Here is a 12,207-nt window from a genome sequence, read left to right as displayed (position 1 = left end):
AACCGGCCGGCTAACCCAGCAAGCCCAGCACCTTCGCTCTCGCCACCGCCTGGGTACGCCGTTCGACCCCCAGTTTGCTGTTGATATGGCTGGCGTGCGTCTTGACGGTGTGCAGGGAAATGAACAGTTGCTCGCTGATCTCCTGATTGGAACAGCCCTGCGCAATCAGTTGCAGCACGCCCAGTTCGCGGACACTCAGGCAATTGCTGCCATGCGCAGGCTCGGCTGCCGCCGTGCAAGAGGCCGGTAGCTTTTCCAGCAAGGCGTCGCGAACCCTGCAGGGCGGAACCTGAAGCAGTTGCTCATGCAGCCATTGGGAATGCTCACTCAGCAACGCTCTGAAAGGTAACAGTGCCCCGCCGGCCGCTGCGTGCAGGCTGCGGAGCAACAGCGCTCGCGCCTCGTCGTGCCGTGTCTGAGTCAGCAGCAGACCGATTTGCCGGGTCATGGCGAGCAGCCCGAGCAGATGCGCGCCCACCTCCTGAGCGCACCGTTCGAGCGCCTGCAAGCGCTGCTCGCTGGCAACGCTGTCACCTTGTGTCTGTTCCAGTACCGCACGCTGCAATTCAATGTGTTGCGGCAATTGTGGGTGACACTCGGGGCCCGCAGCGCCCGCCCCTCCGCTGTAGGTCTGAGTCAGGCGCAGCAGCCAGGCTTCGGCAAGATCCATGCGCCCTTGCAACAGCCACAATTCGCACTTGACCAGGGTAATCATCGCCAGATAGTAGACCGGTGGTACGTCCCAGATATGCATCAGGCGTTCGGCCTCGGCAAGCTCGGCGAAGGCTTCGGCAAATTGTCCGGCGCATCCCTCCATGGTGGCAATCACACAGTGGCCGATCAGCACGCTGATGTCGCGACAGGCGCGTGCTTCGGCCAGACCGGCCAGCAATAGAACCCGCCCCTGATCCACCTGCAGGCGCAGGGTCAGCAAATAGCCTTCGTACAGCGTCAAGCGCGCACGCACCGCGTACAGGCGCACGGTGGACAGCCCTTTGAGACGCTGCTGTCCACGTCGCACTTCGTCCAGCGCACGCAGAATTTCGCCACGGGCCTGGAGGACTCTGGCACGGTCGTAATGCGCCAGCGCCTCGAACAACGGGTTGGCAACACGCTGCGCCAGCTCCAGCGCATCACGATTCAGCACACGGGCTTGCCACAGATCTCCCTTGGCAACCGCAAGGTTGGCCAGTGTCGACAGGCAGACCAGCCGCTGGCCATAGCGTTTTTCCGGCAGGCTCAGCAAAGCCTCAGTGCAATAGCGTTCCGTCTTTTCACTGTCCCCGCGGCCACGCGCGATGATGCCGCTGAGTGCCAGCCACTGGGCAAGCATGGATTTTTGTGCGGTCGCCGAGGGCGCAGGCAGGAACCGGCTCAGTTGATTGGCCAGTTCCTCGGCAGCATCCAGTTGGCAGGCCAGCCCCAGTGCCCAGGCGTAAAGCACAATCAAGCGTGGCGTACTGGTCAACAGCTCATCCGGCAAGTCCATCTTCCAGCGCAGCAACATGCCGACATTCTGCTCGGCCAGCAGTTGCTCTTCGGAGAGGTTCTGCACCAGATTGGCGGCCACATCCAGGTGACCGGCGCGTAATGCCTGCTCGACCGCTTCGTCCAGTTGCCCCTGGGCACTGAACCAGCGACAGGCGTTGAGGTGCAGACGGGTCGGTTGCGACCCGCCAGTCTGCCGTGCGCGCAACAGATCGGAAAACAGATGGTGATAGCGAAACCAGTGCCCCTGCTCGTCCAGAGGCACCAGAAATACCTGGTGCGCCTGCAGATAAGCCAGCATCTCGACGCTGTCATGGCTGTCACGCGCAGCATCGCACAGCTCGGCGCAAAATCGCTCCAGACACGCAGTGTCATAAAGAAACGCCTGGACCTCGGCTGGCAGGCAGTCGATCACTTCCTCGAGCAGATACTCGCGAATCAGCACCTCACTGCCACGCAGTGTGTGTGACAGGGTGCTCTCATCCCCGGCCCCGGACGCCGCCAGCAACCAGAATCGCAGCCCGGCCACCCAGCCTTCGCTGCGCTGGACAAGGCTTTGCAACACCTCGCTGTCGAGCGAGCTGCTGTGCCGATCCAGCACCGCCATGGACTCGGCATGCGTGAGGCGCAGGTCCTGCTCGTTGAGCTCGAGCAACTGCCGGGTCAGACGCAGGCGTGCCAGGTGCCACTCAGGACGCTGTCGACTGGTCACCATGATCACCAGTCCAACCGGCAAGTGGTTGAGCAGGAACTGCAAGCAGCGGTCAAGAACCGGACCCTGTGCCAGATGATAATCATCAAGCACCAACAGTAGCGGCTTGCTCAGCATCAGGTGCATGGCCAGTTCGTCGAGCAGACCGTCGAGCCACTCCTCGAACGCGAACGGTTGGTGACGCTGACGCATTTTCAGCAAGCCCATTGCCTGCGTGCCCAGTTGCGGAAAGAACTGCTGAAGGCTGGCCAGCAAACGTTCGAGAAAACGACCGGGGTCACTGTCGCGTGCGCTCAGACCCAGCCATGCGTTCTGCCACTTGTCCGGCAGCCCCTGACAGAACTCGACGGCCAGCGAACTCTTGCCGAACCCGGCCGGAGCACACACCAACAGCAACCTGCCACTCAACCCCTGATCGAGGCGTTGGCACAAGCGGGGGCGAGGAACATAAGCCTCAGGGAGAGGTGGACGGAAAAATCGCCCTTCCAACGCAGGAATCGCGCTGTCTGCGAACCCTTGCATTCGGGACAGATCAGTCATGGCCGGCTCGTGTGAAGATCGTTGTTTCGGCATCGCGGTGTTCCGAGACTAGCGGGTAAAGCGTTTCTTTTGAAAGGTCATCACCGAAAAGACTGTAACAAAATTCCTACAGTTTATAAGTCAGCGTCCTGAAAATGAAAAAGCCCCAATCAAGGGGCTTTTCAGGAGCACGAGGCAGACGTCCATTCACAGCGTGTATCGATCAGGTATCAACGAACGCCTTCCTGACGCAGTGCATTGGGGGTGAAGTCGCTGGTGCCGGCAGTGAAACCGAACTCGTACGCCCGCTTCTCTTCGTTTTTCATGCCCAAAGCCACATAGCGGCCGGATTGCAGGTCATACAGCGTTTCCACCGCGTACCACGGCACCTGCTGGTCATAATAGTTTTCCGCATGCGCTTCGGCAACGCGCCACAGCTGACCACGCCCGTCGTAATGGTCGATAACGGCAGCCTGCCAAGTGTCTTCATCGATGAAGAAGTCACGCTTGGCATAGATATGCCGCTGACCTTCCTTGAGGGTGGCGGTGACGTGCCACACGCGACGCAGCTCATAGCGGGTCAGGTCCTGATTGATGTGGCCAGCCTTGATGATGTCGGCGTACTTGAGCGTCGGATCGTCCAGCTTGTGGCTGTTGGACGCTATGTACATTTCCTGCTTGCCGATCAGCTTCCAGTCATAGCGATCCGGCGCACCGTTGTACATGTCCAGATTGTCGGAAGTACGCAGACCATCCGAAGCGGTGCCCGGCCCGTCATAGGAAACCTGCGGGGCACGTCGCACACGCCGCTGACCGGCGTTATACAGCCATGCCGAACGCGGTTCGGCGACCTGATCCAGGGTTTCGTGCACCAGCAGCACGCCGCCCGCAAGACGTGCCGGAGCAGTCACTTCCTGCTTGAAGTAAAACAGGATATTACCTGGATTTTTCGGATCGAAATCCCTCATCTTGTCGCGAAACACGAACTGATCGGAGAAGTACACCAGACTGTAGGAGCCGTTGGGCTGCGGCGTGGCCTGAGTGACCAGACGCTTGACGCTGCCGCCGCGGTAACGGGTGATGTGGTTCCAGATGACTTCGACACCATTGGCCGGAATCGGGAACGGGATGGCCGTGTCGAAGTTCTCCAGGCCGCTGCCGCCGCCGACCAGTCTGGTGGTCGTGGCGTTTTTCCTGATGGCGGCGAACACCTCATCCGGCACAGTGGCACCGCGATGGGTCGGGTAGACCGGGATCCGGTAACTGTCGGGATAACGCTTGAACATTGCATACTGACCGGGTGCCAGTTTGTCCTTGTACTGCTCGACATTGGCCGCGGTGATGATAAACAACGGTTTTTCGCTGGCATACGGGTTGGCGAGGAACCCCTTGCTGTCCACCGCTCCGGCATTTTTCGGCAACGGGCTCCAGGCAGGAATGGTGTTGGCCGCGTTGCCGGCTTTTTCCGCGCCCATCGGCGTCAGCGACGTCCCCAGCTTTGCCGCGTCCGATGCTGAGACCGCCGCCATCACACCGGTCGCCAGCAACGACATGCCCAGAACCCCAGCTTGCAACAGACTTTTTGTTATTTTCATATTCATCGTCATCCTGAAAACCATGTTCTTAGAAGTTCATGCCAAAGCTGAGCGCTACGAAGTCACGGTCATCAACCGTGGTGTATTTGCCATCAAAGAAGTTGGTGTAGGAAAGGTTGGCGGTGTACGTGTTCTGGTACTCGGCATCGAGCCCCAGGCTGACCGCCTTGCGACCCTCCTCGAAGTTGCCGCCAGGGCCGGGGGAATAGCCTTTGACGTCATGCGACCAGGCCACACTCGGCTTGAGGTTTACCCCCGCAAACACGCTGTTGTAATCCCAGATGGCGCGGGCGCGGTAGCCCCAGGAGTTGGCAGTGGTGAAACCGTCGTCTTCGCAGTAGCGGGTCAGGTTGTTCTGTTCGGTACCGGTCAGCGTGCCTGCGTTCAGCGTCGCGCACTGCCCGCCAGGCAGAGGGCCCGGTCCATACACGGGGTCGCGGCCGTAGCGAATTTTGGACGTGCTTTCCAGGCCCCCCACATGTGTCCAGCCGACTTCACCGACCACCGTCAGACGCTCGGCCCCCATGACCTGGTCAAAAAACTGGGTGAAGGTGGTTTGCAGCTGGGTGATCTCCTTGCGGCGATAACCGGGCTGATCGGTATTGGGCTGCCCGCTCAGCAGCGATACATTGGGGTTGAGCGGGGAAATGCCCGAATACAGGATATCGGTGGTGTTGACCTGAATCGGTGCGTTGGGGCGGTAGCTGATCTCGCCGCTCCACGCCGTGCCGGTAGGCAGGGTGGTCGAGAAGCTCAGGCCATAAAGGCGGATGTCTTCCGGGTACTCGACGTAATAACTGGAGTTGCCGGCCACGACAACCGGCAGCAAGGTCGGTGCCAGCGCTGCGGCAGTGCTGGCAGGCAAACCGTTGCGAACCAGTGAGCCCACCAGCCCTTGCGGGCTGAACGAAGCTGCCGAGCCGCCGCGCCCGCTGAAAATCGGCGCACGGCTGTGGTAATTCATCATGTAGGCACCGAACTCGGTGTCCAGCGGTTCGAAGTTGTAACGCAGGGCAAAACCGAACTGGCCGCTGTCACGCGCATCGCGGTCCGGACCACGGCGCACAACCGCGCCCTCATCGGGGTTGCCGAACACCACGCCCTGCTGCGACAGCGAGTTGAAGACCGCACCGCGTGCGCCCGCCGGCAAACCGGCAGCGGTCAGTGAACTGTTCAGGCCGCTGCGGCTGCGCAACACGGCGAGGTTGTTGTTGCAACCGTCGGCAATCACATCTGGCTGCGAAAAGAAGGTGCCGCAGTTATCGACGACCGTCTGGTCCCATTCGAGCTGGTAGAAACCCTCGGCAGACAGGTTGTCGGTCAGGCTCTGCGACAGGTAGAACATGTTGACCGGAATCAGGCCTTCCTTGATTTCAGAGCCTGGACGCCGGAAGGCCGAGACATCGACCGGGTTGACGCTGTTGATGCCGCCCTGAATGAAGGTACTTTCACCCCAACTGATGACCTGCTTGCCGAAGCGCACAGCGCCCGGTTGATCGGCGATCGAATAGTTGTGATAGACAAATGCGTCAAGCAACTGAAACCCGGATGACTTTGCGCCCTCCTTGCGGCCCGAGTCACTGATGTCCTTGAACTCGCGATTTTCATCCTTGAGTTCAAAGTCGTACCAGTATTTGCCACGCAGGAACACGCCGGTATCGCCGTACTTCAGTTCCAGATCATGGATGCCCTTGAAAATCTTCGAAAACGTTTCCCCCCGTTTGAAGTTCAAGTGACCGTCATCGGAAGTCTGCGACAGACCACGTCCGCCGTTGTTGGCACCGATCAGGTTTTTATTGGGGTTTGCGGTCGACCAGTTGGCGCCCACCGACAGCGATGAATCGAAACTGCCTTCGATCTCACCGACATTGAAGGTCACGCCAAAGGCCGGGCCGGCGAGCGAGGAAGCAAGGCTGACGGCCAGAGGCAGCCTGGCCCGACGCCAGAATGGGGGTGTGCTTGTCATCGACGCTACTCCTTGTGTTTTATTGTTATGGCAGTGGGAAAATCCAAAAACGACTCAGTCATCGAATCAACACACACAGCCAGCTCGCTCTTGCTCATTCCCTGTGCCGACTATAGCCAGCACGCCCTGACGCTAGATCCCTCTAAAGTGTGATTTGCAGGGCCAACGCCTCTGGCCCGCCCGTTTCCGGGAGGCCGCTGAAAAACGTGTGGCGGGGAGGATGGGGCGTAATCTGGAAATTTGGCAAGTGACAGAGCAGGACCTGCAGCGCAGACACTTGCCGCACCGGACGGGCACGGCAAGCATGAGCGCTCAGAGCGTCGACAGAAACGCGCTGTTGCTTTTTTGCCACTCGATGATGTCCAGGCGCATGCGCTTTTTGTCCAGCTTGCCGACGCTGGTCTTGGGAATTTCGGTAACAAGCGCGATCTGGCTGGGAATTGCCCACTTATTGATGTGACCTTGCTCGACAAACGGCTTGAGGTGCTCCTTCAATCCTTTGGCATCGAGTTGATGGCCATCGCGGATCACCAGCAAGGCAAACGGGCGTTCGCCCCATTGCGGATCGGCGATCCCGACCACGGCCACTTCGCGCACGGCTGGATGGCGACTGCACAGGTCTTCGAGTTCCAGCGAAGAAATCCATTCACCACCGGTCTTGATCACGTCCTTGATACGGTCGCGAATATCGATGAAGCCCATAGCGTCCAGCGTTGCCACATCGCCCGTATGCAGCCAGCCATCCGCCCACAGTTCAGCGCCTTTCTCGGGCTCACGGAAATAGCTTTCGGTCAGCCACGGCGCACGCAGGACCAATTCACCCTGGGTCTCGCCATCGGCCGGGAGAACGTTGCCTTGCAGATCGACGATGGCTGCCTCCACCAGCATGACGGGAACACCCGCCTTGATCCGGTAGGTGATCCGCTCGTCCTCACTGCTGGCCTGCAGTTCGTCATTGATGTGCGCGATGGAAATCAGCGGCCCGGTTTCAGACATGCCATACGCGGCAGTCAGCTGGATGCCCTTGGCCTTGGCGGCCTGATACAGGCTGCGGTTCAACGAGCTGCCGCCAATGATGATTTTCCAGCCGCCGAAATCTGCATTCTGGGCGGATTTGGCGTTGAGCAACATTTGCAGGATGGTCGGCACACAGTGGGAGAACGTCACCTTCTCCTTGCGCCAAAGCTCTACCAGCAGTTCGGGCTCATAGCGGCCGGGGTACACCTGTTTCAGGCCCAGCAGGGTAGCAACGTAGGGAATGCCCCAGGCATGCACGTGGAACATCGGAGTGATAGGCATGTAGACATCATCGCTGCCCAGCAGCCGTGGTGTGTCGACGCCCCCCAGGGTGGCCGCCCCACCCATGGTGTGCAACACGAGCTGGCGATGGGTGAAGTAGACCCCTTTCGGGTTACCCGTCGTGCCTGTTGTGTAGAACATGGTCGCGACCGAATTTTCGTCGAAATCCTCGAAGACGTACTCGGGGCTGGCGGCCGCCAGCAGGGTCTCGTACTCGCCGACAAGGTTTGGCAGATCGGCAGTCTTGTCTGGCAGATCCGTCAGCAGCAGGGTCTTTTCGACCGTAGTCAAGTGTCCGGACATCGCCTGATACAGCCCCACAAACTCGCTGTTCACCAGCACCAGGCGGTCATCGGCATGATTGATGGTATAGACGATCTGCTCGGGAGAGAGCCGCACATTGACGGTATGTATCACCGCGCCGATCATCGGGATCGCGAACATGCATTCCAGATAACGGTGGCTGTCCCAGTCCATGACCGCCACGGTATCGCCCGCCTTCACGCCTGCAGCCGTGAGTACGTTGGCCAGACGGCAAATGCGTTCGTTGAGCGTGGGGTAGGTATAGCGGACGGAGTCGCGGTAAACAATTTCGCGCGTCTTTTCATAACGACCGCCGGACAACAGCAGGCGCTTGATCAACAGAGGGTACTGGTAAGCGCTATCGGCTGGCGGAAGAACACGAGTCTGTAACATATGAGCCCCTTTTCAAGTCCACAGGCGAAGCTGGAATATGGACTCTAGAGCCCTCCGCTGCCAGTGAAATCAGTAAAAGGGATGATTCAGGCGGCCTCTCGCTGTCTCCGAGAGGCGCCCAAAGGCTGTGCATGATCAGCAAAGCCCTCATTGAATACAGGTTTCAGCGTACTTCGGTGAGCGCCAGTTTGATGCCCAGCGCAACCAGCACGCCGCCCATTGCCCGATCAAACCAGTGCCCCATGCGCGCAAACCCCGCGCGTACCCGCGCCTGACTGAACAGGCGCGCCACCAGACAGAACCAGGCGGCCGTCGCCACTGCGAGGTAAACACCATAGCCGCCCTGCACCAGCAGCGGTGTGTGCGGATTGATCACTACCGTGAACAGCGAGAGGAAAAACAGCGTTGCCTTGGGATTAAGTCCGTTGGTAACAAAACCGCTGATGTAGGCCCCCTTTGCCGTGCGCTCGCCAGGGGCTGCCTTGATGGCGGCATCGTCTGTTTCGGCAGCGGGTCTGGCTCGCAGGGCCTTGATACCGATGTACAGCAGGTACGCGGCTGCCGCCCATTTCAATGCGTTGAACAGGACGATGGACTGGGAAACGATAATGCCGATACCCAGCAACGAATAACCCACATGAAGGAAGATGGCCGAACCGACGCCCAGCGCTGACCAGGTGCCCGCCTTGCGTCCATGCGTCACGCTCTCGCGCACCACCACCGCAAAGTCCGGACCGGGGCTGGCCACAGCCAGCAGGTGGATCAGCGCGACGGTGAGAAATTCTGCCCAATACATGTGGGGCCTCCTGGAGGATTGAAGTCTGACCCGGCAGATTACGCTGTCTGATGTCTTCGCAACAGGTGCCAGCATTGATGCGAAGCGTCCTTTGGGCGACGCAGAGCGTCGAGAACTGCATCCCCACGCTGGAGCGTGCGGAACGATAATCTCAACTACCGTGCGACGCTCCGCGTCCTCTCGCAACGCAGAACATCAAGAACCGCATCCCCACGCTGGAGCGTGCAAAACGATCATCACAACCATCGTGCGACGCTCCGCGTCGCATGCCGTTCTGGACGCTCCGCGTCCTCCTGCCCCATATCCTGTTAGACTGCGCGCTTTTTCAGGAGCCATTCCATGGACCCGCGCAGTGAAGTGTTACTCCGTCAGGCCGAGCTGTTTCAGGGCTCGCTGTTGCTGGTGGGGCTGCCCGCCGACGACCTGCTCGGAAAACTGCCGGGCGCGCGTGGATGGTGCTGGCATGCCGGTGATCAGGCCGCGCTGGATGCGCGGTTTGAGGGCCGCGTGGATTTCGGCGTTGAGGCGCCAGAGACCGCCTTCGAAGCTGCCGTACTGTTCCTTCCCAAGGCTCGTGACCTGACCGACTACCTGCTCAATGCACTGGCCTCGCGTCTGGCCGGGCGCGAGCTGTTTCTGGTCGGCGAAAAGCGGGGTGGTATCGAAGCGGCGGCAAAGCAACTGAGTCCGTTCGGTCGCGCACGCAAGCTCGACAGTGCCCGCCACTGCCAGCTCTGGCAGGTCACCGTCGAGAACGCACCGCAAGCCGTGACACTGGAAAGCCTGGCCAGGCCCTACCAGATTGAATTGCAGGACGGCCCGCTGACCGTAGTCAGCCTGCCGGGCGTTTTCAGCCATGGCCGACTTGATCGTGGTTCGGCGCTTTTGCTGGAAAACATCGACAAACTGCCGAGCGGCAATCTGCTCGACTTCGGCTGTGGTGCCGGCGTACTCGGTGCAGCGGTCAAGCGTCGCTACCCGCATAACGATGTCGTCCTGCTGGATGTGGACGCTTTCGCAACGGCCAGTTCACGCCTGACCCTGGCCGCCAATGGCCTGGAAGCGCAGGTGCTGACCGGTGACGGAATCGACGCTGCACCGATGGGCCTGAACACGATCCTGAGCAACCCGCCGTTCCATGTCGGGGTTCATACCGATTACATGGCGACGGAAAACCTGCTGAGAAAAGCACGCCAACATCTTAAATCAGGCGGCGAACTGCGCTTGGTGGCCAATAATTTTCTGCGTTATCAGCCACTGATCGAAGAGCATGTCGGGCAATGCGAAGTCAGGGCCCAAGGCAACGGTTTCAAAATCTACAGCGCCAGGCGCCCTTGAAATAAGCACTTGCCGAAACGTTTTCGCGGAGGCAGAATCCGCTCCGTCCTAGGGGAGTAGTCTCCCACGAGCGCCATGCTCGTCCGGCACGTATCAACATACTTGGTCCTCAGACCATGGTACGTGCGACCCGGAATCCGCTCAGACGGATCGGTGGTTTGACAAGACCTATGACACGAACACCTTACCCGGGGCGGGGAGGTCGTACGTGTCATAGCCGTGTCGACCCGCCCCTTAGGAAACCTGATGCTGGAATCATTCTTAATCCCTACCGCAGTGGTTGCGCTCGCCGAGATCGGTGACAAGACGCAGTTGCTCGCGCTCATTCTCGCCGCACGCTTTCGCAAGCCATGGCCGATCATCGCGGGCATCGTCGCCGCAACCCTGGCCAATCATGCGGCAGCAGGCGCTGTAGGTGCATGGTTCAGCAGCTTCCTGTCAGACGCAGTGCTGCACTGGATCCTCGCCGCCAGCTTTACCGCCACGGCGCTGTGGACACTGGTTCCGGACAAGATGGATGACGAAGAAGCCAGTACGGCACGCAAATTCGGCCCGTTCATGACCACGTTGATCACCTTCTTCATCGCTGAAATCGGTGACAAGACGCAGATCGCCACCGTGATGCTGGCTGCGCAATATTCCTACCTGTGGCTGGTGATTCTCGGTACCACCGTAGGCATGCTGCTGGCCAACGTGCCGGTGGTGCTGGCGGGTAATTTTGCCGCCGAGAAATTGCCACTGACGCTGATCCGCCGCCTGGCTGCCTGCGCGTTCTTCGTGCTGGCGCTGGTGGCGGTGTACAAGGCAATGCAGGTCAGCGGCTGGGTGTGACCCATACCCGGGGCGTTGCGCAAACGCGCCACGCTACGGGATTTGGGCCGATCAGGATTTAGGGGCTTGCTCATACAGCGGCATCACCTTGGGGATCGCGGCCTGCAGCGATGCGATGCGACTCTGGGATGCCGGGTGAGTACTCATGAACTCGGGCTGCGAGCCCCCCGCGTTCTGAGTCATCTTCTGCCATAGAGTGATGGCCGCATTGGGGTTGTAACCCGCACGTGCGGCCAGCTCCAGGCCGATCAGGTCGGCTTCGTTTTCATTGCTGCGGCTGTTGGGCAAGGTCAAGCTGTAGTTGACCACGGTGTCGGCCAGCGCCAGGCTGTCCTGACCCAGCCCCAGAAAGGCACCCGCCCCCTGTTTGGCCATTGCCACACCGTAGGCCTTGGACATCGCTTCACGCCCGTGCTCGCGCAAGGCATGGGCGATCTCGTGTCCCATGACCGCGGCAAGTTCATCGTCGGTCAGCTTGAGGGTGTCGATCAGGCCGGTATACACGAAAATCTTGCCGCCCGGACCACAGTTGGCGTTCAGCTCATCGCTCTTGATCAGGTTGACTTCCCACTGCCACTGAGCCGAGTCCGGCCGCAGTTTCGGGGCCTGGGCAATCAAGCGGTCAGCGATTGCGTGAACACGCTTGGCATTTGCGCTGGTGGTATCCAGCACCCCTTTGCTGGTCGCTTCGCTGACGGTCTGCTGATAGGACTGGGCGTACATTTTGTTGACTTCGTCAGTCGAGAGCATGCTGAACATGTACTGTTTGCGCTCCACACCGACCGAGTCGCCACTGGTGGTATTCACAGCCTGACACCCGCCGAGCAGCAACGCGGCGCTCAAGGCACAGAAGGCAAATGACTGACGCATGGTGAATCTCCTTGTTTATGAAACGGTCATTACCGGGGCAGACCTCTGCGCCAGATACCGGCCAACTGGCATCTTGGGCTTTGAGAGAGGTGGATGG

The 12,207-nt window shown here is 59.9% G+C and carries 8 protein-coding genes and 1 riboswitch; of the genes, 2 read left to right on the top strand and 6 right to left on the bottom strand.

The features are described from left to right. Positions 1–10: 10 nt before the first annotated feature. From MME58_RS04905 to MME58_RS04885, 5 genes are all read right to left on the bottom strand, one after another. Positions 11–2,740 carry a winged helix-turn-helix domain-containing protein gene (locus MME58_RS04905; protein WP_055007250.1) on the bottom strand — a complete coding sequence of 910 codons (2,730 nt, stop codon included), beginning with the start codon at positions 2,738–2,740 and terminating at the stop codon, positions 11–13. A gap of 209 nt (positions 2,741–2,949) precedes the next feature. Then, positions 2,950–4,314, bottom strand: coding sequence for a DUF1329 domain-containing protein (locus tag MME58_RS04900; RefSeq protein WP_054984453.1), 1,365 nt, complete (start codon positions 4,312–4,314; stop codon positions 2,950–2,952). Between the two features lie 28 nt (positions 4,315–4,342). Continuing rightward, positions 4,343–6,280, bottom strand: a complete 1,938-nt coding sequence (locus tag MME58_RS04895) for a DUF1302 domain-containing protein (RefSeq protein WP_055007249.1) — start codon at positions 6,278–6,280, stop codon at positions 4,343–4,345. Between the two features lie 312 nt (positions 6,281–6,592). After that, complete coding sequence (locus MME58_RS04890) at positions 6,593–8,275, bottom strand: fatty acid--CoA ligase (RefSeq protein ID WP_122297196.1); 1,683 nt, start codon at positions 8,273–8,275, stop codon at positions 6,593–6,595. Positions 8,276–8,438: 163 nt separating this feature from the next. Continuing rightward, on the bottom strand, positions 8,439–9,071 hold the full coding sequence (locus MME58_RS04885) for a LysE family translocator (RefSeq protein ID WP_054985725.1): 633 nt from the start codon (positions 9,069–9,071) through the stop codon (positions 8,439–8,441). A gap of 339 nt (positions 9,072–9,410) precedes the next feature. Between MME58_RS04885 and MME58_RS04880 the strand changes: the two genes are divergently transcribed. Both MME58_RS04880 and MME58_RS04875 read left to right on the top strand, forming a co-directional pair. Beyond that, a complete protein-coding gene (locus MME58_RS04880) occupies positions 9,411–10,409 on the top strand; it encodes a class I SAM-dependent methyltransferase (protein ID WP_055005669.1) in 999 nt (332 codons plus the stop codon). 38 nt (positions 10,410–10,447) lie between these two features. Further along, positions 10,448–10,586, top strand: a riboswitch (yybP-ykoY riboswitch). A gap of 69 nt (positions 10,587–10,655) precedes the next feature. Further along, positions 10,656–11,240 carry a TMEM165/GDT1 family protein gene (locus tag MME58_RS04875; RefSeq protein WP_054985727.1) on the top strand — a complete coding sequence of 195 codons (585 nt, stop codon included), beginning with the start codon at positions 10,656–10,658 and terminating at the stop codon, positions 11,238–11,240. Positions 11,241–11,291: 51 nt separating this feature from the next. Here the strand turns inward: MME58_RS04875 and MME58_RS04870 are convergent, their stop codons facing one another. Continuing rightward, on the bottom strand, positions 11,292–12,110 hold the full coding sequence (locus MME58_RS04870) for a M48 family metallopeptidase (RefSeq protein ID WP_054985728.1): 819 nt from the start codon (positions 12,108–12,110) through the stop codon (positions 11,292–11,294). Between the last annotated feature and the right edge of the window lie 97 nt (positions 12,111–12,207).

Origin of the sequence: Pseudomonas syringae pv. tagetis (assembly GCF_022557255.1) — a bacterium.
Lineage (GTDB): Bacteria > Pseudomonadota > Gammaproteobacteria > Pseudomonadales > Pseudomonadaceae > Aquipseudomonas > Aquipseudomonas caricapapayae.
Note: the sequence above shows the minus strand (reverse complement) of the source record. Positions and strands in the feature narration are given on the sequence as shown.